The organism is Kordiimonas marina, from assembly GCF_023006325.1.
GTDB classification, from domain to species: Bacteria; Pseudomonadota; Alphaproteobacteria; order Sphingomonadales; family Kordiimonadaceae; genus Kordiimonas; species Kordiimonas marina.
Genome location: NZ_JAINDF010000006.1, coordinates 156812 through 181021 on the forward strand (window position 1 = coordinate 156812; position 24210 = coordinate 181021).

18 protein-coding genes and 2 tRNA genes are annotated in these 24210 nt (G+C 60.1%); 11 read left to right on the top strand and 9 right to left on the bottom strand.

Annotated elements, in window-relative coordinates:
• The first annotated feature begins 2 nt into the window (after positions 1-2).
• The 5 genes from K6118_RS14310 (at position 3) to K6118_RS14330 (ending at position 4351) form a co-directional block, all read left to right on the top strand.
• Positions 3-1310 (top strand): homoserine dehydrogenase, encoded by a 1308-nt coding sequence (locus K6118_RS14310; protein WP_247121169.1) that lies wholly within the window; start codon positions 3-5, stop codon positions 1308-1310.
• Positions 1311-1326: 16 nt separating this feature from the next.
• A complete protein-coding gene (gene glpX, locus K6118_RS14315) occupies positions 1327-2280 on the top strand; it encodes a class II fructose-bisphosphatase (RefSeq protein WP_281500816.1) in 954 nt (317 codons plus the stop codon).
• Between the two features lie 12 nt (positions 2281-2292).
• A complete protein-coding gene (gene recJ / locus K6118_RS14320; protein WP_247121170.1) occupies positions 2293-4104 on the top strand; it encodes a single-stranded-DNA-specific exonuclease RecJ in 1812 nt (603 codons plus the stop codon).
• Positions 4105-4171: 67 nt separating this feature from the next.
• Positions 4172-4247: transfer RNA gene (locus tag K6118_RS14325), tRNA-Glu, on the top strand.
• A 28-nt stretch (positions 4248-4275) separates the two neighbouring features.
• Positions 4276-4351 (top strand) — tRNA-Glu (locus K6118_RS14330).
• An 88-nt stretch (positions 4352-4439) separates the two neighbouring features.
• On the opposite strand, the gene K6118_RS14335 is transcribed toward K6118_RS14330, so the two are convergent.
• A complete protein-coding gene (locus tag K6118_RS14335) occupies positions 4440-5660 on the bottom strand; it encodes a JmjC domain-containing protein (protein ID WP_247121171.1) in 1221 nt (406 codons plus the stop codon).
• A 163-nt stretch (positions 5661-5823) separates the two neighbouring features.
• Between K6118_RS14335 and K6118_RS14340 the strand changes: the two genes are divergently transcribed.
• On the top strand, positions 5824-6453 hold the full coding sequence (locus K6118_RS14340; protein WP_247121172.1) for a M15 family metallopeptidase: 630 nt from the start codon (positions 5824-5826) through the stop codon (positions 6451-6453).
• A gap of 2 nt (positions 6454-6455) precedes the next feature.
• Positions 6456-6815: a nuclear transport factor 2 family protein gene (locus tag K6118_RS14345; RefSeq protein WP_247121173.1), complete on the top strand. Its 360-nt coding sequence runs from the start codon at positions 6456-6458 to the stop codon at positions 6813-6815.
• 388 nt (positions 6816-7203) lie between these two features.
• On the opposite strand, the gene K6118_RS14350 is transcribed toward K6118_RS14345, so the two are convergent.
• The 8 genes from K6118_RS14350 to K6118_RS14385 all read right to left on the bottom strand — a co-directional run bounded on the left by K6118_RS14350 (position 7204) and on the right by K6118_RS14385 (position 16832).
• Complete coding sequence (locus K6118_RS14350; protein ID WP_247121174.1) at positions 7204-7962, bottom strand: GntR family transcriptional regulator; 759 nt, start codon at positions 7960-7962, stop codon at positions 7204-7206.
• A 36-nt stretch (positions 7963-7998) separates the two neighbouring features.
• Entirely contained in the window at positions 7999-9399 is a 1401-nt protein-coding gene (locus tag K6118_RS14355; RefSeq protein WP_247121175.1) for a Na+/H+ antiporter NhaC family protein, read from the bottom strand.
• Between the two features lie 86 nt (positions 9400-9485).
• On the bottom strand, positions 9486-10982 hold the full coding sequence (locus tag K6118_RS14360; protein WP_247121176.1) for an aldehyde dehydrogenase: 1497 nt from the start codon (positions 10980-10982) through the stop codon (positions 9486-9488).
• A gap of 13 nt (positions 10983-10995) precedes the next feature.
• On the bottom strand, positions 10996-12366 hold the full coding sequence (locus K6118_RS14365; protein ID WP_247121177.1) for an aminotransferase: 1371 nt from the start codon (positions 12364-12366) through the stop codon (positions 10996-10998).
• A gap of 55 nt (positions 12367-12421) precedes the next feature.
• The gene (locus tag K6118_RS14370; protein WP_247121178.1) at positions 12422-13783 is read right to left on the bottom strand and encodes a glutamine synthetase family protein; all 1362 of its coding nucleotides are present in this window, start codon (positions 13781-13783) and stop codon (positions 12422-12424) included.
• 20 nt (positions 13784-13803) lie between these two features.
• Positions 13804-14583: a gamma-glutamyl-gamma-aminobutyrate hydrolase family protein gene (locus tag K6118_RS14375; RefSeq protein ID WP_247121179.1), complete on the bottom strand. Its 780-nt coding sequence runs from the start codon at positions 14581-14583 to the stop codon at positions 13804-13806.
• The gene (locus K6118_RS14380) at positions 14580-15476 is read right to left on the bottom strand and encodes a hypothetical protein (RefSeq protein ID WP_247121180.1); all 897 of its coding nucleotides are present in this window, start codon (positions 15474-15476) and stop codon (positions 14580-14582) included. The genes K6118_RS14375 and K6118_RS14380 overlap by 4 nt, the downstream gene beginning before the upstream one ends.
• A gap of 66 nt (positions 15477-15542) precedes the next feature.
• The gene (locus tag K6118_RS14385; protein ID WP_247121181.1) at positions 15543-16832 is read right to left on the bottom strand and encodes an NAD(P)/FAD-dependent oxidoreductase; all 1290 of its coding nucleotides are present in this window, start codon (positions 16830-16832) and stop codon (positions 15543-15545) included.
• 330 nt (positions 16833-17162) lie between these two features.
• Between K6118_RS14385 and K6118_RS14390 the strand changes: the two genes are divergently transcribed.
• The 4 genes from K6118_RS14390 to K6118_RS14405 all read left to right on the top strand — a co-directional run bounded on the left by K6118_RS14390 (position 17163) and on the right by K6118_RS14405 (position 24081).
• Positions 17163-18617: an NAD-dependent succinate-semialdehyde dehydrogenase gene (locus K6118_RS14390; RefSeq protein WP_247121182.1), complete on the top strand. Its 1455-nt coding sequence runs from the start codon at positions 17163-17165 to the stop codon at positions 18615-18617.
• A gap of 82 nt (positions 18618-18699) precedes the next feature.
• The gene (locus K6118_RS14395; RefSeq protein ID WP_343269988.1) at positions 18700-20019 is read left to right on the top strand and encodes an NAD(P)/FAD-dependent oxidoreductase; all 1320 of its coding nucleotides are present in this window, start codon (positions 18700-18702) and stop codon (positions 20017-20019) included.
• 53 nt (positions 20020-20072) lie between these two features.
• Positions 20073-21647 carry a tetratricopeptide repeat-containing sulfotransferase family protein gene (locus tag K6118_RS14400; RefSeq protein ID WP_247121184.1) on the top strand — a complete coding sequence of 525 codons (1575 nt, stop codon included), beginning with the start codon at positions 20073-20075 and terminating at the stop codon, positions 21645-21647.
• 115 nt (positions 21648-21762) lie between these two features.
• Entirely contained in the window at positions 21763-24081 is a 2319-nt protein-coding gene (locus tag K6118_RS14405; protein ID WP_247121185.1) for a TonB-dependent receptor, read from the top strand.
• Positions 24082-24210 lie beyond the last annotated feature (129 nt).

The following is a 24210-nucleotide window of genomic DNA, read 5'->3' on the forward strand; positions in this document are numbered from 1 at the left end:
GTATGGCGCATTCCGATAAACGCGAACTGGTGCTTGGCATCGCGGGGCTTGGCACCGTTGGCGCCGGCGTGGTCAAGATACTGACCGGGCACGCGGATTTGATTGCCGCGCGGGCGGGGTGCCCGGTGCGCATCAAGGCTGTCTCCGCGCGGGACCGCAGCCGCGACCGCGGCGTCGATCTCTCCGCCTATGACTGGTACGATAATGCGGCCGATATGGTCGAAGACGATGAGATCAACCTGATCGTGGAGCTGATCGGTGGCTCGGACGGCCCTGCGCTGAAGCTTTCCCAGGCGGCGCTTGAACGCGGCAAGGGATTCGTCACCGCCAACAAGGCGCTCATCGCCACCCATGGCAAGGCGCTTGCGATAACGGCCGAGGAGCAGGGCGCCGCGCTCCGGTTCGAGGCGGCGGTCGCAGGTGGTATCCCGATCATCAAGGCGCTGGGCGAAGGCCTGGCCGCCAATGAGATCATCGGCGTGCGCGGCATCCTCAATGGTACCTGTAACTATATCCTGACGCGCATGGAGAACGAAGGCCTTGATTTCTCGGAGGTTCTCGCGGACGCACAGCGGCTGGGTTATGCCGAAGCCGACCCGACCTTCGACATCGACGGCATCGACACCGCGCACAAGACCGCGATTCTGGCGGCGATGGCGTTCGGGAAGGAGCCGAATATCCAGAACCTGCCGACCGAGGGCATCCGCACCATCGCGCCGGTGGATATAGAATATGCCCGGGAGCTCGGCTACCGGATCAAGCTTCTCGGTGTCGCACAGCGCACCAAGGAAGGCATCGAAACCCGCGTCCACCCTGCAATGGTGCCGATTTCCGCGCCGCTCGCCGGGGTGATGGATGCGACAAACGCGGTGATGGTAGAGGGTGATTTCGTCGGCCAGACCGTCTATGTCGGCGCGGGCGCGGGCGAGGGACCGACCGCTTCGGCCGTGGTTGCGGACATTATCGATGTCGCCCGCTGCGGCAACAGTTGTCCCGCTTTTGGTGTTGCACCTGCAACACTTGAGCCTTATGTGCCGGTGCCGGTCGAACGTCATCAGGGCACCTATTACATCCGCCTGCGCGTCGACGACCGCCATGGGGTGATGGCGGACATCACCGCCGCGCTTGCCGAGGAACAGGTGTCGATCGAAAGCATGCTCCAGCGCGGGCGTGCGACCGAAGGTGGCGTTTATATCGTCCTTACAACTCACCTGACGGCAGAAGCTGCAATTTCGGCAACACTCAACCGTTTTACAAAATTGGAATGTGTGCTAGAGACCCCCACTATGTTAAGAATCGAGGCATTCTGATAAGGGGAGCTTGCCGATGTCGTCACAGGATCTGACCCGCCTTCTGGTCCTTGAAATGGTGCGTGTCACCGAAGCCGCGGCGATTGCCGCCAGCGCCCTGACCGGTCGCGGAGATGAGAAAGCCGCCGATGCCGCGGCGGTGGAAGCCATGCGGGAGGCCCTCAACGGCTTGCCGATCGACGGCACCATCGTCATCGGCGAAGGGGAACGTGACGAAGCGCCGATGCTTTTCATCGGTGAGAAGGTCGGCACCGGCGGGCCCAAGCTCGATATCGCGCTCGACCCGCTCGAAGGCACCACCATCTGCGCCAAATCCATGCCGAACTCGCTGGCCGTGCTGGCGATTTCCGAAGCTGGCGGCCTCCTGAACGCCCCGGACGTTTACATGGACAAGATCGCCGTCGGCGGCGGCCTGCCGGAAGGCATCGTCGACCTCGACAAGTCGGTCGAACAGAACGTCCGTGACCTGGCCGAAGCCAAAGGCAAATCCATCGAAGACATGATGGTCTGTGTGCTGGACCGCCCGCGCCACGCCGAGCTTATCCGTGAGCTGCGTGACCTGGGCTGCGGCATCAAGCTGATCGGCGACGGTGACGTGGCCGGCGTCATCGCCACCACCGACCCCGCAACCTGTATCGACCTTTACATGGGTTCAGGCGGCGCGCCGGAAGGCGTTCTGGCGGCGGCAGCACTGCGCTGCATCGGCGGCCAGATGCAGGGCCGTCTCTTGTTCCGGAACGATGACGAACGCAGCCGCGCCCGCAAGTGGGGCATCGAGGACCTGGACCGCAAATATTCGATGATCGAACTGGCGTCCGGCAATGTCATTTTCTCGGCAACCGGCGTCACCGACGGCGACATGCTCGAAGGCGTGCACAAGGAAGACGGCTGCTTCACCACCGAAACGCTGGTCATGCGGTCGGAAAGCAAGACTGTCCGCCGGGTGAAAACCGTCCACGGCGCGAACTAAGGGGTGGGCCCGATGCAGGCCGACCCGGAAAAAACAGAAACGGCGGAACCGCTTCTCGGTGTCCGCCGTTCTATTTTGGGCCAGGCCTGGCAGGCCCGCGCCTATGTTCCCAGAATCGCCGAGGCGATAGCCGCCACGCTCGATGTACCGCTTGTGGTAGGGCAGCTTATCAACAGCCGCGGGATCGGCCTGGAGGACGCTGAAACCTTCTTCACGCCGTCCCTGAAGGAAAGCCTGCCTGATCCGTCCAGCTTCCTGGATATGGACAAGGCGGCGGCGCGTATCGTCCGCGCCATCCAAATGGGCGAAGAGATCGCCATCTTCGGTGATTATGACGTCGATGGCGCCACCTCCAGCGCCGTTCTCTACCGCTTTCTCACCGCGCTTGGTGCCAAGGTGCGGATCTATATCCCGGACAGGATGCGCGAAGGCTACGGCCCCAACGCGCCCGCGCTTTTAGGACTTCGGAGCCAAGGCGTCGACCTCGTCATCACGGTGGACTGCGGCACGCTGTCGTATGAGCCCCTGAAGGCCGCGAAGGATGCCGGGCTTGAGGTCATCGTGGTTGACCACCACAAGGCCGAAACCAAGCTGCCGGAGGCCGTGGCCATCATCAACCCCAACCGGCTGGATGACGACAGCGGGCAGGGCCAGTTGGCGGCGGTCGGTGTTGCCTTCCTGCTGGCGGTCGCTATCAACCGGGACCTGCGGACGGCGGGCTATTATGCGGGCAGGCGCGCGCCGGACCTTCTGGGCCTTCTGGATATCGTGGCGCTTGGCACCATCTGTGATGTCGTGCCGCTTACGGGGGTTAACCGCGCGCTGGTCACGCAAGGGCTGAAGGTGATGGCGAGCCGCCATAACGCCGGCATCAATGCGCTCGCGGATATCGGCCGCGTTTCGGAAGCGCCGGGCACCTACCATGCGGGCTTTATCATCGGGCCGCGGCTCAACGCCGGGGGCCGTGTGGGTGAAAGCCATCTGGGCGCCCGTATCCTGACGACCGACAGCGACAACGAAGCCCGGATGATCGCTGAGAAGCTGGACCGCTATAACCTGGAACGCCAGGCGATCGAAGCTGAGGTGCTTCAGGCGGCGATGGAGCAGGTGGAAGCGGGCCTCGGCCCTGAAGGCGAGCCGGACACCATGGTGATCGCGGCGGGCGAAGGCTGGCACGCGGGCGTGATCGGCATCGTCGCCAGCCGATTGAAGGACCGCTACGGTCTGCCGAGCCTGGTGATCGGTATCGATGACGGCGAGGCCAAGGGCTCCGCGCGCTCAATCAGCGGGGTCGACCTGGGGGCTGCGGTCATCGAGGCCGTGCAGCAGGGGCTCCTGATCAAGGGCGGTGGCCACGCCATGGCGGCGGGGCTTTCGGCGGCACCCGACAAGCTGGAGGAGCTCAGCAGCTTCCTGCGGGAGTATCTGCGTGATGAAGTGGCGCGGGCGCGTGAAAGCCGGGCGCTGAAGATCGATGCGGTGATCAGCCTGTCGGGCGCCACCGTGGAGCTCCTGGACCAGATAGAGCAGGTCGGGCCGTTCGGTGCCGGGAACCCGGGCCCGCACTTCGCCATTCCCAATGTGGACCTCATCAAGGCCGACCGGGTGGGCACCAACCACCTGCGCTGTATCTTCAAATCGAAAGACGGCCAGTCGATCAAGGCGATGGCGTTCAGACAGGCGGATCAGGAACTCGGGCACGTGCTTCTGACCGGCCTTGGACGGCGCTTCCATATTGCCGGAAAGCTGAAGAAAGATACCTGGGGTTCAACCCCGAAGGTGGAAATGACGCTGGAGGATGCAGCGCTCGTCGGCCTACCGTAAGAAAAATGCAAAAAGGTGTTGACCGGCGACATGGCGACCGGTATCTAGGCCCCCGTCAGAGCGAGATGGTCCCTTCGTCTAGCGGTCTAGGACGTCGCCCTTTCACGGCGAAAACACGGGTTCGAGTCCCGTAGGGATCACCACTCGCTGGCCCTGACAAAAATACCGCATGGTCCCTTCGTCTAGCGGTCTAGGACGTCGCCCTTTCACGGCGAAAACACGGGTTCGAGTCCCGTAGGGATCACCATCGAAGAAGCCCCGCCAAGTGCGGGGCTTTTTGATTCTGTGCTATTTCAAGGAAATGCTGGGGTCTTCCTGTGTACGCGGCCAAGGGGTCAACTTGCCACCCCCACCGGCATTGCCTTTTCCTGCACGACTTCGAGAAAACGGCTGGCGAGAAGCCGGTTCGCCAGCGAAAGCCTGATATCGTCCCCGAAATCTCCGGGAATTTCGGCCACGCGGAAGCTGGGCGTGGTCGCCATGAAGTGCATGGCGTTCGCAACATGGGGATGAACCAGAATTCGTTCCCCGGGCTGGCGGAAATCCACAATCTCCTGACTTGCTGAAACCGATGCCGTGGCAAGGGGATTGTGCCGGAGAAGGGAATTGACGGTGATCGGCGCCATCGGGGGCGTGCCGGTCTGTATCTTGGGCAGGTCCGTCATCATACGGGCCTGCCGGTGGTTCAATGCTTGCTCGATGAAGTTGTCCGACCGGCAGTGTTGCTGTAATTTCACAATGCCGTGCCGTATCTGCTCGAGGATGAGCGCGCCATTCTGCCCTGTGGCGAGGCTATCGGCCCGGTTCCCAAGCTCAGCCCGTAGCGGCCTGTCCAGGTCGGATAGATAGTCCAGCGCGGAGGCAATGGCTTCCCGGATCGTAACGGGAACGAAACCAATAGCTAAGTGTATGGATTCACTGGTGGATTCTACCGTGTGGACGGTGCCTCGGGGGATATAGAGCAAGTCACCGGGGGCGACATCATAGGTGCTGTAGGCCCCTATCGGCGGCTCAGTTCTGCCCATGGCTTTCCACGTGTTCGGCAACCGCGTGGTTTCATCGGAAATGAACCAGCGCTTTTGCCCCTTAAGCTGGATCGCAATAACGTCCGTTTCGTCATAGTGAATGGGGGCCTTTGCGCCCGCCTCGCTCCAGAAAATGACGACACCTGCGGGGTTGCCCAGGATCACTTCCAGCGCCCGCGTCAACCGGCTGAGAGCGGGGGAGAGGTCCGTCACCTCCGGGATGCGGACGGTATAGCCGTGCTGGTGATATTCCCGCAGCAGGCTCAGAAAACCATTAGGGCTTTCAACCGGCCTTGGTGCGGGAGGCGGTGTTTGTGGCGTGTGGATATGGCAGGTAAGCGTACTGGCGTATTTTTCATACGCCTTCAGGATTTCGGTGGCCGGGTCTTCCCCGACAATAGTGGCGCGGTCCGTCCTGCCGCCCTTCAGGAGGGCCAGCGGTCGTTTCCCGACGATATCGTCAAAGAAACGGTCATAAGGAAAAGGGGTCAGGGCTCTTGCCACCACGTCCTGCGCTTCGGTCAGGTCCATTGTTCTATCGCTCGTGTCTGTTTTTGTGAGTATATTTTTTTATGAGTATATGTGGGGGCCGACAGGGCAGTAATCCTGACAAAGGTTTATTTTGACCCCTTTGGCATAATTCAAAGGTTTATATCAGCCTTGTTCATGGGGCGATTATTGGATGGGGAAACGGATGGGCACAGCCTTGTTGAGGGATGCCGAAGAGGCCGGATTTGCTGACCTGGGGGCCAGTATCCCCGGCCTGATCGTCGAGGCGCGCTATGCGGGGCGTGAGAACTTCATGGGTCGACCTGTGGCGGGCTATCATGCGAACAAGGCCTTCTTGGCTAAACCGGCGGCTGAGGCGCTGCAGGCCGTGCAGGCGGCGCTTGCACGCGAAGGGCTTGGCCTCAAGGTATTCGATGCCTACCGACCGCAGCGCGCGGTGGATGACTTCATGGCCTGGTGCGCGGATGCGGGTGATACGGTGCGCAAGGCCGACTATTACCCGGACGTCGACAAGGGCCAGTTGGTGGCGAAAGGCTATATCGCCGAAAAGTCAGGCCATAGCCGCGGCTCGACCGTGGACCTCACGCTCGTGAAGGACGGCGTGGAGCTCGATATGGGCAGCGGCTTCGACTTTTTCGGCCCCGTCTCCCATTATGCCGCAGAAGGCCTTACGGACGCCCAGAAGGCCAATCGCAAGCTGTTGCGCGATGTCATGGCCCGGCACGGTTTTGAGCCGTACGCGCCCGAATGGTGGCATTTCACGCTGAGGCACGAGCCATACCCAGACACTTATTCCGATTTTCCGGTGAGGTGACCATGAAGAAGGAAGACCTGAAGGCCACGCTGCATACGCTCGAACTCAGGATCGGTGACCCGGCGGTACGCGGGAGCGCGTCGGCGCTCGATGACCTCCTGCATGACGATTTTCTGGAAGTGGCCGCGTCCGGCGCCGTGCGGGACAAAGAGGCGGTGATTGCGTTGCTGGCTGCAAACCCCGGCGCGGGTTACGAGCCCCAGGACCTGCAGGTGCTGCCCTTGGGGGGCGAGGCCGCGCTGGTCACCTTCCGTGAGCCTGCGGCCCCTGGGCGGGCAGGCAGCCGCAAGTCGAGCCTGTGGGTGCGCGAGGCGCGCCGCTGGCTGCTCCGCTACCGTCAGGGTACCTATTCGGAAGGCTGAAGGGGTTGGGGCGCGTCAGCGCTGCTTCGTGAGCTCAAAAATAAACCCAGAGTATATATTTAATATCTATGGTATTTATAGCTTGGAGGTGAAATGGGCATTTAAGGCATGCAATGCCCATATTCATGAACAGCTAAATCCAATACTCATAGATAGGAGCGAACAATGGCTGTAAAGCATAAACCCACGGGAGAAGTACATAGTGGGACCAAAGGAGGGACCACTGGATGTGGCTTTGATACCAGGAAAAACCCGGATCACTGGGTATCGACCTCGGAAAGGATCACTTGTGCAAAAAATGGATGTAAGAACTAGCGCAACGTGATGAACCACCACGGCTTCAAATCATAGCCTGCCACAGATTTCGATTTTCCGATGGAGTGACGCGTCAGCGCTGCTTGGTGAGCGTGCGGACATAGTCCTTGCCCGGCATGGCCAGGTTGCCGGCCTCATCGCGCGTGTAGCGCTCCAGAAGCTCGGTCTGGGTCATGTAACCGGCACCGTCCCGGATATCCGCCTCGATCGCGGCCTTCAGGCCGAACGGGTTGCGGGTTTCGATCGCGCGCATGATCTCCACATGCCGGTCCGTGACATAGGAGGATTCGAGGTTCGCGAGCGCCAGCCGGTGCAACGGCCCAAGCTGGAGCCAGACCCGCTCGATCATCGGCAGGGTCACGGGGTAGGGGTGCGAAGTATAAAGCGCGCGGTGGAAGGCCTGGTTGCCGAGGATGATGCCCTCGGGGTCCGGGCCTTCGAACGCCTTGTTCTGGTCTTCGTTGAGCTGCTTCAGCTCAGCCAGCTTTTCGTCGTTGATGTAAGGAAGCGCGCGGTCGGCCGCGTGGGTCTCAAGCACGATCCGGAGCTCCAGCAGCTCGGCCAGCCAGGCGGGGCTGAAGTCCGGCACCATGATGCGGCGGTTGGACTTGAGCTCCAGGGCGCCTTCGGAGGTCAGGCGGCGCAAGGCCTCCCGGACCGGCATGGCGCTGGTGCCCAGCATGTCGGCGATGCCGCGGATCGTGAGCGCGCGGCCCGGCTGGACCTGGCCTGACATGACGGCGAAGCGAAGGGCGCGGTACACCCATTCCTGCGCGGTTTCACCAGTTTCCTGGCCCAGTTTGTCCAGATTAATGCCGCTGTGTTTATTCAACCGTCTACCTTCCCCCAACCCTCTGCGGGTCTCCGCTTACGCCAGCAGCCAGAAGCCCGTGAGTGCCAGAATGGCGGTAATCACGGCATAAGGCAACTGTGTCAGCGCGTGTTGGAGGGAAGTACAACCACAACTGTGCGAGGTCAAGACCGTTGCATCGGCATAAAGGCAGGCGTGGCTGCCGAAGGTGCTGGCCGACAGGGTCGCGCCGATCACCAGCGGGATGTTGGCGTTGGTCTTGAGCGCAAGCTCGGCGATGACCGGCAGCGCGATCACGAACATGCCCCAACTGGAGCCGGTGCCGAACGCCACGAGGCCCATGATCGCGAAGATAATGAAGGGCAGGGTCTGCGCATTCATGTAAGGCAGCGCGAGCTCAAGCACATACTCAGTGAGGCCCAGCTGGCCGTTGATTTCCTTCAGCACATAGGCCGCGAAAATGATGGCGAGCGGCTCGATCATGGTCCTGAAGCCGTCGAGCACCGTGTCGAACGCGTCATGATGGTCGAGGATACGAAGGCCAATGATAGCGATCAGCGTCAGCGTCAGCGTCGTATAGATCGCGGGCAGGAATTCGAGGTTGAAATAGAGCGTGAAGCCGACAAGGCTGGCGATCGGCAGGATAAACAGCCAGATGGAGCGGCGCCTGCCTTCGATCTCATCGATCGGGTGTTTCTCAGCCACCAGCTTGCCCTTGTGCGGCGGCACGCAGTGACCAGCATGGGCGCGGGCCTCGGCGGCTTTCATAGGGCCGATAAGCGGCAGTTTGCCAAGCGCCACCAGGGGCACAAGCGCGACCGCGAGCCAGGCGTAGAACATGTAGGGGATGCCGCTGATATAGGCGTGCAGGCCACCGCCCGCAGGCGCCAGATGCACATCCTCGAGGAGCTTGCCGAAGAAGACTGCCCAGGTGGAGATCGGGATAATCACGCTCACCGGGGCGGCGGTGGAATCGATCAGGTACGCCAGCATCTCGCGGGAGACCTTGTAGCGGTCGGTCAGGCGTTTCATGGTCGACCCGACGGCGATGGCGTTGAGGTAATCATCCACGAAGACGGCGATACCCATGAGCCAGGTGGCGACAATGGCGCCGTTCCGGGAATGCACGCGCTTGGCCACCTTGTCCATAAAGACGGTGACGGAGCCTGTTCGCACCAGAAGGCCGATCATCGCCCCCATGGCGCCGCAAACGAGCACGACCCAGGCGAGATCCTCATCCATGAGCGCGGCGAGCGTGGAGTTGGCGTAGGCGACGATGGCGTCGGTCGGGCCCATATGGTTGATCACCGCCAGGATGATCTGGCCGATCACGGCACCGAACAGCAGCGCCTCGATCGGGCGATGGATGGTGACCGCGAGCACGAGCACCGAAAGCGTCGGCACAACCGACCAGAAGCCGAAATGCGCGGCGGCCGCCGCAACCGTAGAAGCATCCATGCCCCTGAACCCCTATAATACTGCGTCCCCCCGGACGCCACCCGCCAGGCCCCCGCGTGGAGCCTTGGCCGAAAAAAGGTGCAGCCCTAAAGCTGCACCCACGTGGTTTTGAGATTGGTATATTTTTCGATCGCGTGCAACGATTTGTCACGGCCGAAACCGGACTGCTTATAGCCGCCGAACGGGATGCTCATGTCGCCGGTCGGGTCCCAGCAGTTGACCCAGACGGTCCCCGCCTGGATCGCGCGCGCCATGCGGTGCGCCCGGCTGATATTCTGGCTCCATACGGCGCCTGCGAGGCCGTAGATCGTGTTGTTGGCGATCTTGATGGCTTCTTCTTCGCCGTCGAACTCGATCACCGCGAGCACGGGGCCGAAGATTTCCTCACACGCGATGGTCATGTCGCACGTCACACCGTCATAGATGGTCGGCTCGATGAAGAAACCGCCCGAGCTCACGCGCGCGGCAGCACCGCCCGCGACCAGCTTGGCGCCTTCGTTCGCGGCGCTTTCGATATAGCGCAGCACACGGCGGTACTGGTCGGAATCGACGATGGCACCCAGGGTGGTGGCGGGGTCAAGCGGATCACCCGGTACCCATTCCTTGGTGGCGGCGACGAGCTTTTCGAAGAATTCATCCTTCACCTTGCGGTCGACCAACAGGCGGGAGCCCGCGGTGCAGACCTCACCCTGGTTGAAGAAGATGGCGCCCGCAGCCGCGTGGGCGGCGGCGTCCAGGTCTTCACAGTCGTCCATGATGATGTGCGGGCTTTTGCCGCCGCACTCAAGCGCCACGCGCTTCAGGTTCGACTGGCCGGAATATTCCATGAAATATTTGCCAACCTGGGTCGAGCCGGTGAAGGCGATGCCGTCGACATCCATATGGAGGCCGAGCGCCTTGCCCGCGGTGTGGCCGAGGCCGGGCACCACGTTGAACACGCCCGCCGGGATTCCGGCCTCAAGGGCGATTTCAGCGAGGCGGAGTGCGGTCAGCGGCGACTGTTCGGCGGGCTTCAGGATCACCGAGTTCCCGGCGGCAAGCGCGGGGCCCAGTTTCCAGCAGGCCATCATCAGCGGGAAGTTCCACGGAACCACCGCGGCGACAACGCCGATCGGTTCGCGGGTGACCATGGCCACCGAGCTCGGGTCCGTGGGCGCGATTTCGTCCATCACCTTGTCACAGGCTTCACCGTACCAGCGCATGGCGCGGATACAGCCGGGAAGATCGATCGCGATGGCGTCGGTGATCGGCTTGCCCATGTCGGTGACTTCGAGAACAGCCAGCTCCTCGGCGTGCTTTTCAATCATGCGGCTGAAATTGACGAGAATTTCACCGCGCTTGGTCGGGTGCATGTCCGCCCAGACGCCACTGTTGAAGGCTTTCCGGGCCGAGGCGACGGCGCGGTCGACATCTTCGGTGTCACACGAGGCGATCTCGGCGATCACCTTGCCGGTGGCCGGGTTGATGGTCTTGAAAGTGGCGCCGGAGGCGGCATCTTCCCATTTGCCATGGATGAAAGCTTTGGTGCGGATGCCAGCCTTCGCCTGCACCGCCTGCCAATAGGCGAGAGTCTTTTCGGTCATTGAGGGATACTCCTTACAGGCGGCCGATTTCTTTGGCAGTGAGGTCCAGGGCGCCCCTGGCCTTGTCCACCAGCTCATCGATTTCATCGTTGGTGATGACCAAGGGCGGGCACAGGATCATGCTGTCGCCGACCGAGCGCATGACGAGCCCGGTGTTGAAGCAATGCTCACGGCATTTGAAGCCGACATCAAGCGCCGGGTCGAATGCCTGTTTGGTTTCCTTGTCAGCGACGATTTCGATACCGCCGAGCATCCCGAGACCGCGGGTCTGGCCCACGAGCGGATGGTCATTCAGCGTGGCGAGCTGCTTCTGGAAATAGTCGATCCGCGGCTGTGCGCGTTCGCCTACCAGACCGTCCCGCTCCATGATTTCCACGTTCTTGAGCGCGACGGCACAAGCAACCGGGTGGCCGGAATAGGTGAAGCCGTGCGCCATTTCCTCATCACCCGAAGCGATGGCGTCGGCGATATCGCCACCGAGCGCGACTGCGGACAGCGGTACATAGCCGGACGACATGCCCTTGGCCATGGTCATCACATCGGGCGTGATGCCGAAATACTGGCTGCCAAACCATTCGCCGGTACGGCCCCAGCCGGTGATGACTTCATCGGCCCACAGAAGCACGCCATATTTGCGGCAGACGGCTTCGATTTTCGGCCAGTAGCCAGCGGGCGGCGGCAACATGCCGCCAGCGCCCATGACGGGTTCGCCAACGAAGGCCGCGACATTTTCCGGGCCGAGTTCGAGGATCTTGTCCTCAAGCGCCTTGACGCAGACGTCGGTGAATTCTTCCTCACTGAGGCCTTCGCCGTATTTGTAATGTTCAGGCGTCGGGCCGATATGGTGGATGCCGGGCAGCGGGAGGTCGAACTGCGGATGCATACCGGTCAGGCCCGAAAGCGAGGCGCCAACGGTGGTGGAACCATGATAGGCGCGTTCGCGGGCAATGAACTGCTTGCGCTGAGGCTGGCCCTTGAGGTTCCAGTAATATTTGATCAGCTTGTAGGCGCTGTCGACCGCTTCGGAACCTGAGCAGGCGAACAGGACTTGCGAGATGCCTTCAGGCGCCTTTTCGCACACTTTGGCCGCCATTTCGGTGGCATAGGGGTGCGAGGTCATGAAGAACAGATTGTAGTAGCTGAGCGTCCGCATGGCTTCGGTCGCGGCTTCTACCAGTTCCTCATTGCCATAGCCGACCTGGGTACACCAAAGGCCGGACATGGCGTCCAGGATCTTGTTGCCTTCGGAATCTTCCAGATAAATGCCCTTGGCGCTGGTGATCATCCGGGGGCCACGCGCCCGGAGAACCGGGTGCGTGGTGAATGGGTGCAGGTGGTGCGCAGAATCCTGCGCTTGCCACGACAGAGTACGGTTGGAAAGCATGAGTACTCCCCTCCTAAATTGAGAATGACGTTTCAGTCCTGGGGCGAATAGGCCCTTAGACGGACAGCATCAGGTATTTCTTTTCCCAGGGGTTCAGGACGGAGGAATAGTTCTCATATTCCATTTCCTTGACCATGAGATAGGTTTCGACGAAGCCCTGACCGAGCACTTCAATGAGCGGCTCGCAGTTGCGCATTTTCTGGATACCGTCCAGGAAGTGGCCGGGCAGCGCGCGGCTGCGGGCTTCGTAGGCCGAGCCCTTGAATTCGGGCGACGGCTTCAGGCCTTCCTTCATACCGAGGTAACCGCAGGCAAGCGAGGTCGCGAGCGCGAAATACGGGTTCACGTCCGACCCGGCAATCCGGTTTTCCACGCGGCGTGCAGCCTTCGGACCCGCAGGCAGGCGCAGGCCAACGGAGCGGTTTTCCCGGCCCCAGTGCGTGTTGGTCGGCGAGGACATGCCAGACGAGAAACGACGGTAGCTGTTCGGATAGGGCGCAATCAGCGGGATGGCGTGGTGCATGTATTTCTGCAGGCCCGCGATGTGGCTCATGAACAGGTCGGAATCCGAGCCATCTTCATTGGCGAAGATATTTTCCCCGGTTTTCATGTCACAGACCGACTGGTGGATATGCATGGCGCTGCCGAAATTGTCGGAGTAGGGGCTGGCCATGAAGGTCGCGAACATATTGTGCCGGATCGCCACCTGCCGGATGATGCGCTTGAACAGGAACGACTGGTCGGCAACGTTGAGGGCCGGGCCGTGGATGACGTTGAATTCGAACTGCGCCGGGCCCGCTTCGTGGATCAGCGTGTCCACGTTGATGTTCTGGGCTTCGCAGCTGTCGTAAACTTCGTCGAAATAGGGCGCGAATTCATCGAGGCTGTCGATCGAATAAGGGGCCGAGCCGATGTCACGGCGGCCCGATTGACCAACAGGCGCGATCGGGTTGGCTTCGACGTTGTCCTGCCGGTCGATAAGGTAGAATTCGAATTCCGGCGCCACGATCGGCTGCCAGCCTTCTGCTTCATAAAGGGCGAGTACGCGCTTCAGGATCTGACGCGGGGCGAACTCAACCGGCTCGCCGCCTTCCAGTTCGGAATCGCAGATGACAGCGGCTGTCGGTTCCGGCTGCCACGGTGTGGTACACACAGTGTCCAGGTCCGGCATCAGGATGACGTCGCGGTCGATTTCCTGCAGATATTCGTTGATGGCGTAATCGCCATGAATGGTCATGCCGAACACTGTTTCCGGCATCCGCAGGCCCCGAGTTTTCAGGCCTTCGATGAATTTGACGCGGGGCATGGATTTGCCGCGGGCAATGCCTGCGAGGTCCGCCACCATACATTCGATATCATCGATGTTTTTTTCTTTCAGCCAGGTATCCAGCTCTTCGATGCGCTTTGCATCATACATGAGTCACCAAACCAGGCCCATTACTGGGCGCTGTCCTTCTCTTGGTTTTTTTGGGCTTTGGCCCTTTGGTTTTCGCGCACGGCATTTCCGAACGCTTGAAAAATCTTTGTCGATTGCGGGTTGTCCCAAGCTTTCCATTCCGGATGCCACTGGACCGCAAGCGCGAATGCCTTGGCGTCTTCGACCGAAACCGCCTCAACGGTACCGTCGTCGGCCAGCGCTTCCACCTTCAGCCCCGGTGCGACATCGCGGATGGCCTGGGCATGGACGGTGTTGACCATGAACTCCTTGTCGCCGGTTACGGTTTCGAGGAGGCCACCATCCATCACGGTAACGGCATGGGCGGGGCCATATTGCACCTCAACCGGTGCGTCCTTGTCCTCCCGGTGGTCGAACCGGCCATCGATTTCATGGACGCGCGGGTAAAGCGTACCGCCAAGCGCAACGTTCATCTCCTGCAGCCCCCGGCAGATACCGAGGACAGGCACACCCGCTTCCAGGATCGCGGAGACGAGGGGGAGGGTGTTCTTGTCCCGTGCCGGGTCTTCATGTTCGGTCGCCGGTGCTGGTGCCTCGCCATAATGGTGGCGCTGGATGTTGCTGTAGCCGCCGGTCATCAGGACGCCGTCGGCAAGCGCGAGGATTTCCTCACGCGCCAGCGGTTCGTCGAGCGCCGGGATCAGGACCGGGGTGACATCGGCGACGCGGACGAGCGCCTGGACATATTTGTCCCCAACCTGATGGTAGACATGCGGGCCGCTTTTAGCGGTATCGCAAACAATGGCAACGACAGGTTTCATGATACCGCTCCGTCAGCATGCGCCACGCGGGGCGAAGCCTGTTCCATGGAATGTTCCCTTTCTTCCTCTTCGAGGTCGGCCTCATGCCATTTGAACAGGTTCATCTCGATGAAGATGAAGGCGATGAGCCACAGAAGCGCGTCCCAGAAATCAATAAGTGCCCCCAGCATAATCCAGTAAAAACAAGCAACTGCCAGCGTAGTGTAGCTGAGAATCTTGATAAATACATTGATCCGGTAAAGCTTCCGGGTCAATTCCCCTTCAAGCTGGAGCATGACATCCACCTGCAGGACAACGACGACCAGCAGCCAGGCAGCGGAGTTGACCGTGTCGGTCACGGCCAGCCGGTGCATCCGCGTAAGCGTCTCATGGTCGGCGAGAATGCTGACATTCGGGTTAACATACATCTGGGTCGCGGGCAGCATGTGGCAATTGTTGGCCGTGAGCGCGGTATAGTCATCAATATCAAGCGCATAGGACATGGCGTGACCGACATACTGGCAGGCATCGCCGATGACGGGGGCGAAGCCATACGTCATCATTGCCCGGTCGAAATAGCCCTTGAAGGCCAGAAGCAGGAAAGCATAGCAGACGACAGTGGCGATGCTGATCGCCCACTTGAGCGGTCCCTTCAGCTTGTCATCCGGGATGATGTAGGTTTCCAGCTCGAAAATCAGGAGAAGCGTCAGCCACGCCATGGAATCGATTGAGGTGGCGAAGGCGTCGCTGAGTTCCTCAAGCGGCAGGCCGTCACGGAACGTATAGCTTGCGGCGATGAAGTCCTCGCGCAGGAAGTAGATAAAGTTGATGAAGATCAGCAGATAAATGCCGTACTTGAAGCCTTGGAAAAGGCTTTCCTTCTTCATCCCCAGAAACAGATTTGACGCACTCATTATTCTTAATTCCCCTGCGCGGAGGCGGCTCTCCCCAGAGCCAGCGTGCCCCCGCCAAACTTCCCGTTAGATTCCCAGCTTGTCGCGCATGGAATACCACCAGCAACCAAGGGTGCTGAGAGGTACGCTAAGCGTTTGTCCGCCCGGGAAGCTTCTGGCCGGCATGCCGGCAAAAATATCGAAGGCACTTGCATCGCCGTGGATGGCATGGGCCAGCACACGCCCCATCATGTGGGTGCTCGTGACGCCATGACCGCTGTAGCCGTGGGCGAAATAGGTGTTTCCGCCAAGGCGTCCGACGTGGGGCAGGCGCGACCAGGTCAGCGCGATATTGCCCTGCCAGCCGTATTCCACCTTGATGCCGCGCATGAAGGGGAACAGCTTTTCCATGTTGGGGCGCAGGGCCTTTTCGACGTCGGCCACATCCTGGCCGCCATAGACCGTGCCGCCGCCGAACAGCAGGCGCTTGTCAGCGGTCAGGCGGAAATAGTCGAGCACATAGTTGGCATCCTCGACGCATTTATCGGTCGGCAGAAGCGCGTTCGCCGTGGCGTCGTCGAGGGTTTCCGTGACGATGATTTGCGTACTGGCCGGCAGGATTTTGGGGTACAATTCCTTCACGGTCTTACCGAGATAGGCGTTGCCGGCCAGCACGACATAACGGGCAGTCACCGACCCGTTTTCCGTATGAACCACAGGGTTCGTGCGCACCCAATCGACGTCGGTTACGCGGGTTTGTTCGTAAATGGTGGCATCCAGGCTTTCGGCCGCGGCGGCTTCGCCCTGCGCCAGGTTAAGCGGATGAATATGGCCGCCATTATGGTCGAGCCAGCCACCGGCATAGACATCGGTGCCGACATGGTCGCGAATCGCGTTTTTGTCCAGAAGGTCGATACCGTCACGGCCGCGCTGCTTCCACATGTCGATGGTGTCGGCGATATCGCGCACCTGTTTGTTCGTGTAAGCGGCGAGGACGGAGCCGTGCTTGAGGTCGCAGTCGATGCTGTAGCGTTCGGCCAGCTCGCGGATGACGTTGCCGCCTTCGAGCGCCAGGTCTGCAAGTGCCTTGGCGCCCTCACGCCCGACGGTGTGTTCGATATAGTCGATCTCGCGGCTGAAGCCGTTGATGATCTGGCCACCGTTCCGGCCCGATGCCCCCCAGCCGACTCTGGCCGCCTCGAGAATCACCACCCGGTAGCCGAGTTCGGCGAGCGTGAGGCCGGTCACGAGCCCGGTAAAGCCGGCGCCGATGATGCAGACATCGGTGCTGACATCGCCCTTAAGGCTAGGGCGGGCGGGGGTCGCGTGTGCGCTGGCAGCATAGTAAGAGCCAGTATGATCAATCTGTTGCTTCAAGATAACACCGTAAAAATTAGTGATGCAGTAATCGGCATTTGGCCGCTGTATTTCAAATAAAGTGATCACATTTTATCGGCGGCGTCAAGGGGGCTTGTTGCGAGATTGTGAAGCTATATGCGGCCAAAAGTGGCCATGTGTGAGCAATGCTCTTTAATATCTATGTAAATTTTCTGCGCCGCGCTGGTTGACATCATTGTAACATTGTGATCACATTACCGCAACGCAATGGGCTGTCGTAGCCGCCAATTTGACCTAAACTCGCGGTCGTCGACACGATCGTGTCTGGGTGGTCGAATGCGGCCGGTCCAATGTTACGTGGGGAATAGTATGAAACTGGTGGATAGTGCCCTTCTCAGGGACAAAGGTTATATTAATGGTGCGTGGACGGCCTCAGGAGGCGGTGCCACGTTCGATGTGCGTAATCCGGCAACGGGTGATGTGGTGGCGACGCTGCCGGATCAGGGCCTGGCGGAAACCAAGGCTGCGATTGCGGCTGCCGAAGCGGCTTTCGGTCCCTGGAAGGCCAAGCTCGCCAAGGAGCGCAGTGCGATTCTGCGCCGTTGGTTCAACCTGATCATGGAAAACCAGGAAGACCTGGCACAGATACTGACCGCTGAAATGGGCAAGCCGATCGCGGAAGCGCGCGGTGAAATCGCCTATGGCGCCAGCTTCATCGAATGGTTCGCTGAAGAGGGCAAACGCGTTTATGGTGACGTTATCCCGCAGCACCAGGGCGACAAGCGAATCGTCGTGATCAAGCAGCCGATCGGCGTTGTCGCGGCCATTACCCCGTGGAACTTCCCGAACGCCATGATTACCCGCAAGGTGGCGCCTGCCATGGCTGTGGGTTGCCCGGTTGTTGTGAAGCCTGCCGCTGAAACGCCGCTGTCGGCGCTCGCGCTCGCTGAACTGGCTGAACGCGCGGGTGTCCCCAAAGGTGTGTTCAACGTGGTTGCCGGCACCAATGCCCGCGAAATCGGCGGTGAGCTGTGCGCGAACCAGACCGTGCGCAAGCTGACCTTTACGGGCTCGACCCCGGTCGGCAAGCTTCTGATGCGCCAGTGTTCGGACGATATCAAGAAAGTCTCGCTTGAGCTGGGTGGCAACGCGCCCTTCATCGTGTTCGACGATGCCGACCTCGATGCCGCGATTGACGGTGCGATGGCATCGAAATACCGCAATTCCGGCCAGACCTGTGTCTGCGCGAACCGCATGTATGTTCAGGCGGGCGTTTATGATGCCTTCGTCGAGAAGCTCGCGGTTGCCGTGAAGGCGATGAAAGTAGGCAACGGCGCCGAGGACGGTGTCGTGCAAGGCCCGCTGATCAGCGCCAAAGCGGTCGAAAAGGTCGAAGACCATATCGCCGATGCGCTTTCGAAAGGCGCCGAACTGGTCCTGGGCGGCAAGCGGCATGATCTCGGCGGCAGCTTCTTCGAGCCCACGCTTCTGAAGAATGTCACCCGGGACATGAAAGTCGCGCGTGAGGAAACCTTCGGTCCGGTCGCGCCTGTCTTCAAGTTCGAGGACGAAGCCGATGTGATCCAACAGGCGAACGATACCGAGTTTGGCCTGGCGTCCTATTTCTATGCCCGTGACCTGTCGCGCGTCTGGCGCGTAGCCGAGGCGCTCGAGTACGGCATGGTCGGTATCAACACCGGCATCCTGTCGACCGAAGTGGCGCCGTTTGGCGGCGTGAAGCAGTCCGGTCTCGGCCGGGAAGGTTCCCGCTACGGCATCGAAGATTATGTCGAGATCAAATATCTCTGCATGGGCGGGATATAAGCATTCAGGGCAGGGGCGCCAGCACCCGCGTTTCCGCTGACGCCCCTGCAGTATTAGATAAGAAACACTAGATAACTATCGGATTTTTATGCGTATTCGTGACTCCATTCACACCGATCAGCTGCCGCCCAGCTATTATGCGGCGACCTGTAACGACACGGCTGACTTTCCGCGCCTTGAAGGCAATATCAAGGTCGACGTGTGCGTGGTTGGCGGCGGTTTTACCGGCGTTGCCACGGCGCTTCACCTGGCGGAAGCAGGCTATGATGTCGCGCTGGTGGAGCAGAACAAGATCGGCTGGGGCGCGTCCGGCAGGAACGGTGGACAGATCATCGGCGGTTATGGCCAATCCATGTCCGACATGGCGAAGATCAACAAGTCCTTCGGCAAGAAGAATGTCCAGGCGGTGCTCGATATGGGCGTCGAATGCGTGGATATCATCCGCGACTGGGTAGAGAAATACGCTATCGATTGCGACCTGACCTGGGGCTATTTCGATGCCGCGATGAAGCCGTCCGACATGGACTATCTTCTGGGTGCGATGGACACCATGCAGAAGCACGGCTACCCGCACGAACAGCGCGTGATCGGCCAGGATGAAGTGAAGTCCATCGTTGGGTCCGACAAATATATCGGCGGCGTCGTCAATATGGGCTGGGGCCATGCCCATGTGCTCAATCTCGTCCGCGGCGAAGCCCGCGCGGCGGAAAAGCTCGGCGCCCGCATCTATGAAGATGCCCGTGTCAGCAGCATCGATATCCAGGACGATCAAACCATCGTCAATATGGATACCTGCCGCGTGACCGCGAACCATGTGGTGCTTGCGGGCAATGCTTATCTCGGCCATCTGGTGCCGAAGCTGGCATCCCGAGTGATCCCGGCGGGCAGCTATATCATCGCGACCGAGCCGCTTTCCGAGGAATTGGCCGACAAAATCATGCCCAAGCGCTACGCCGTGTGCGACCAGCGCTGGGCGCTTGACTATTTCCGCATGAGCGCGGATCGGCGCATGTTGTTCGGTGGCCTCGCGACCTATTCGGGCCGTCACCCGAGCGATATCGTCGCTGCGGTGCGGCCCAACATGCTCAAGGTATTCCCGGAACTTGAAAGTGCCGAGATCACCCACGCCTGGGGCGGCTATATGGGCATCGGCCTCAACCGTATTCCGCAGCTTGGCCGGATCGCGCCGAAGGTTTATTATGCTCAGGCCTATTCGGGCCATGGCGTGGCGCCAAGCCATATGTCGGGCCGCCTGATTGCCGAGGCGATCGGCGGGAAGACCGACCGCTTCGATATCATGGTCGGCGTCAAGCATCCGCCGTTCCCGGGAGGCCGGATGTTCCGGCAGCCGATCCTGGCGGTGGGCATGGCTTATTATCGTCTTAAGGATGCATGGGGCTGAAGATGGCGATGGCAGGCGGCATAATTGGCCAGGGTGGTGTCGGTGGAAGGCCGATGACCAAGGCTGATGCGGCCGGGCTTCTGCAGCGCGGTTTCGGCGCCATGATGCGCGGCGATTTCAGGGAGGCCGGTGGCTGCTGCACCCTTGTGCTGCGCCACTATCCCCGCGCCAAGGAAGCGCATTTCCTCGTCGGTCTGATCGGGGTCGAAAGCGGCGATTGGTCGACCGCGCAACATGCCTTCAAGAATGTCGTCTCGCTTGATGAAAATCATGCCGCCGCCTGGGCCCAGCTTGCCCGCGCGTTTGTGACGACAGGCCAGATGGCCAATGCCGATAAGGCGCTTGAGAAAGCGGTTGCGCTCAATTCAGGCGATCCGCTTGTCCATGAAGTTCTGGCAACGGTTTACAGCCTGCTCGGCCATCAGGAAGAAGCACTGAAATGGTATGACCGGGCGCGTCAGATATCGGGCTCCGCCTATTTTGACCTCGGCCGCGCCAAATGCCTGACCTTCCTGGGGCGTATGGATGAAGCCCGCACCGCGCTTGAAGCGGTTCTGGCAGACAAACCGGATGCCGCGCAGGCCCACTGGATGCTGTCGCGCCTCGGTAGCGCCAAGGATGATAGCCATGTCAAAGAAATGGCCAAGTTGCTGTCCGCCGTTCCGCCGGGCCATCAGGACCAGGCTTTCTATCACTATGCCATGGGTAAGGAGCTTGAAGATCTTAAGCGCTGGGATAAGGCTTTCGAGGCTTATGCTGCCGGTGCCAAGGTCCGCCGTGCGCTTGTCCGCTATGACGAGGCCGAAGACCAGGCGCTTTTTGAGACGCTGGAGCGTGTTTATGATGCGGACTGGTGGCAGAAGCGCGGGGCAGGGTGCGAAGACCCGTCGCCCATCTTTGTCGTGGGGCAGCCGCGCACAGGGACGACCCTTGTGGAACGGATTGTCACCGCGCACAGCGATGTTCATTCGGCAGGGGAATTGCAGCAGTTTGGCCAGTCGCTCAAGCGCATGACCGGGATCACATCCCCACGGGCGATGACGGCGGAAATCGTTGAGAAGGCGGCAGAGCTGGACCTTGAGAAGCTGGGTCAGCTGTATCTCGCCACCACACGCACAGTTCGGGGGGATTTACCCCGGTTTGTCGATAAACTACCGGTTAATTATCTTTATCTGCCGCTTATTTTCGCGGCCTTTCCGAATGCCCGTGTCATTCATGTAACGCGGGACGCAGCCGATAGCTGTTTCGCCAGTTTCAAACAGCTATTCGCCGATGCCTACTTCCATTCCTACGACCAGGAGGAAATGGCCCGGCATTATGGTCGCTACAGTCGCCTGATGGCGCACTGGCGTGACCTTTTAGGAGACCGTGTCCTCGAGGTCGCTTACGAGGATGTGGTCGCTGATATTCCAGCTAACGCTCGAAAAATTATTGAATATCTGGGTCTTGAGTGGCAGGACGCCTGCGAAAATTTCCATATGCAGGAGACGGCTGTAACCACAGCCAGTGCTGCCCAGGTGCGGGAGAAGGCGCACACGAGATCCGTGGGGAGATGGAGAGAGTTTGAACCATATTTGGGGCCGATGCTGTCGGCCCTGAAAAATGCGGGATGGCAAAGTCCATCCTAAATTCCGGATGCGGTTAGGTTGGCCCGCATCCAAACCACGTAAAGGGCATGACCCATGGGGGGATCCTTGCCCAAAATGAAACTCTCAGGCTTTGCCTGAAAGGGAGGAACAGAAAATGAAATCTGTGTATCAGACCCGCAGTGCCATGCTGGCAACCGGCGCTTCGCTGGTTGCTCTGCTCGGTGCGGGCCAGGCGTCCGCACAGGACAAGCCGAAGACCCTCGGCCTCGAAGAGATCGTGGTAACGGCGCAGAAGCGAGCGCAATCCGTGCAGGATGTGCCGATTGCCATCACGGCATTCGACGGCAACTTCACCAAGCGGGTTCACCTCGATGACGTGAAAGACCTGGTCAAATTCGCGCCGGGCTTTGCTGGCAACAGTAAAGACAGCTTCATCGACTATATCAACATCCGCGGTATCTCGACCAACGACTTCGGCGTTGGCGGCGACCCGTCGGCCGGCTTCTTCAAGAACGGCCTCTATCAGGGCCGGAACGGTGTTGTTGTGTCGTCGATGTTCGATATGGAACGCGCCGAGGTTCTGCGCGGCCCGCAGGGCTTCCTGTTCGGCCGGAACGCTATCGGTGGTGCTATCAGCCTCTATACCGCCAAGCCGAAGTTCGGCTCGTTCGGTGGCCACGTTGACGCCGGTGTCGGTGAACGCGGCATTCTTGAAGGCGAAGTGGCTGTAAACCTGCCGATGGGTGATGATTTCGCCCTGCGCCTGGCCGGTTACCATAGCCATGAAAATGGCTTTGTCACCAACCACTATAACCCGAACGGTGACAAGTTGGTTGCCCACAACAAGAATGCCCTTCGTGTCAGCGCTGGTTGGCGTGGTGACAAGTGGGATGCCACCATGGTTGGCGAGTTCGAAGACCGCAATCAAAGCGGCTCGATCTACCGAGCCATCAATGATGAATCGATGGCTTTCCTTCAGACGCTGCGTCCGATTATTGGCCGGGCGAAGCCGCATGGCGCCGACATGCGCAATATCGATTCCGACCTTGGTCTCGGCAACTATGACCGCGGCAAAATCTATTCCGGTAGCCTGGAGGTCAACTACGACCTCGATTTCGCTACCCTGACGTCGAACACCGGCTACAAAGGCCATACCTATGCCTATGCCGAAGATTTCGACGGCATGCCGATCCGCTATAACGATTATGGCCAGAACCAGAGCGGCAGCTATTTCGAGACCGAGCTGCGTCTTGTCTCGCAAAAGGGTGACAGCCCGCTTAGCTGGTATGCCGGTGTTTCCTACTATAAGGAAACCATCAACGCCACGTTCGACAACGCCTCGAATCCTGAGGTTCTCTGTGCCGCTTATTATGAAATGAGCTGCTCGGACCTGTATGCCTATTGGGGCTATGGCGACTTTACCGCCAACCCGAACGGCCACCACGAGCGCAACCGTGTTGCCGGCAAATATAAGGGTTGGGGTGCCTATGTGGACTTCACCTATGCCGTAACCGACAAGTTCGAACTTGATGCCGGTGTCCGCTATACCAAAGACACCAAGCACTTCGGTATCGACGTTCTGCCGGTTCATGACGAGCTCGGTCCGTTCTTCATGTTCGGCTACACCACCGATGGCTTCGTCTATGGCGACAAGTCGTGGGATGACTTCACGCCGCGCTTCATCGCCCGGTATCGTCCGAACGACAGCTGGATGATCTATGCCAGCGCGACCAAGGGCTATAAGTCCGGTGGTTTCGGCAGCTTTGCCGTTCTGTTGCCGAATGGCATGGACGACAATCTGGTGGCGAACCCGGGTGCAACGCCTGACGCCTTCAACCCGGAGAAAGTCTGGTCGTATGAAATCGGCGCCAAGGGCGACATGTTCGACAAGAAACTGCGTCTCGATTTCGCAGGCTACCACTACCGTTACACCGACCTGCAGATCAACTATTGGGATGCAGGCACCAAGGTGGCAAACGTTGGTACTGTGAACGCCTGGGGTCTCGAAGCGTCGGCTCAGGCCATTCTTGGCCCGAACTTCGACCTGTTCGTGTCCGGTTCCTATAACCACAACAAGATCCACGGTGCGGACCAGATCGTACCGGGCAGTGATGGCCACCGCCTTGGTGGTACGCCTGAATGGATCGCGTCCGGCGTGCTGACGTTCCATACGCCAGTCAAGGATAAGGGTGAGGCCAACGCATCGGTCGAATTCCGGACCCAGACGTCGACCTTCGGCGGGCTCGATAACGCTGTTGAGGCGATCAACCCGGGTTGGACCGACGTTACCTTCCGGATGGGCTTTGACGCCGATGCCGGCTGGTCGGTTACCGGCTATGTCGAGAACGTCTTCAATGCGCTCTATTTCGACGGTACCGGTGAGGCTTCCTTCCCGTTCCCGGCGCACTATTTCGGCGCCAGCCGTCCGCGCACCTTCGGCGTCAAATTCTCGTACAAGTTCGGCGACGAGTAAGCCTTCAGGCCCTTCCTGGGGCTTTTTGGCAGATTTTGGAAAGGGAGGCTTCGGCCTCCCTTTTTCGTGGGCCAGATGTTTGTTGACAAGCGCCTTAAAAACATGCGTCAAACCAAGGCAATGACATGA

Bases quoted from the DNA above. Each gene is read 5' to 3' on its own strand.
- K6118_RS14360 (WP_247121176.1), bottom strand. From the start codon at position 10,982: ATGACCGAAAAGACTCTCGCCTATTGGCAGGCGGTGCAGGCGAAGGCT.
- recJ (WP_247121170.1), top strand. From the start codon at position 2,293: ATGCAGGCCGACCCGGAAAAAACAGAAACGGCGGAACCGCTTCTCGGT.
- K6118_RS14370 (WP_247121178.1), bottom strand. From the start codon at position 13,783: ATGTATGATGCAAAGCGCATCGAAGAGCTGGATACCTGGCTGAAAGAA.
- K6118_RS14405 (WP_247121185.1), top strand. From the start codon at position 21,763: ATGAAATCTGTGTATCAGACCCGCAGTGCCATGCTGGCAACCGGCGCT.
- K6118_RS14355 (WP_247121175.1), bottom strand. From the start codon at position 9,399: ATGGATGCTTCTACGGTTGCGGCGGCCGCCGCGCATTTCGGCTTCTGG.
- K6118_RS14310 (WP_247121169.1), top strand. From the start codon at position 3: ATGGCGCATTCCGATAAACGCGAACTGGTGCTTGGCATCGCGGGGCTT.
- K6118_RS14390 (WP_247121182.1), top strand. From the start codon at position 17,163: ATGAAACTGGTGGATAGTGCCCTTCTCAGGGACAAAGGTTATATTAAT.
- K6118_RS14375 (WP_247121179.1), bottom strand. From the start codon at position 14,583: ATGAAACCTGTCGTTGCCATTGTTTGCGATACCGCTAAAAGCGGCCCG.
- K6118_RS14400 (WP_247121184.1), top strand. From the start codon at position 20,073: ATGACCAAGGCTGATGCGGCCGGGCTTCTGCAGCGCGGTTTCGGCGCC.
- K6118_RS14345 (WP_247121173.1), top strand. From the start codon at position 6,456: ATGAAGAAGGAAGACCTGAAGGCCACGCTGCATACGCTCGAACTCAGG.
- K6118_RS14340 (WP_247121172.1), top strand. From the start codon at position 5,824: ATGGGCACAGCCTTGTTGAGGGATGCCGAAGAGGCCGGATTTGCTGAC.
- K6118_RS14335 (WP_247121171.1), bottom strand. From the start codon at position 5,660: ATGGACCTGACCGAAGCGCAGGACGTGGTGGCAAGAGCCCTGACCCCT.
- K6118_RS14380 (WP_247121180.1), bottom strand. From the start codon at position 15,476: ATGAGTGCGTCAAATCTGTTTCTGGGGATGAAGAAGGAAAGCCTTTTC.
- K6118_RS14365 (WP_247121177.1), bottom strand. From the start codon at position 12,366: ATGCTTTCCAACCGTACTCTGTCGTGGCAAGCGCAGGATTCTGCGCAC.
- glpX (WP_281500816.1), top strand. From the start codon at position 1,327: ATGTCGTCACAGGATCTGACCCGCCTTCTGGTCCTTGAAATGGTGCGT.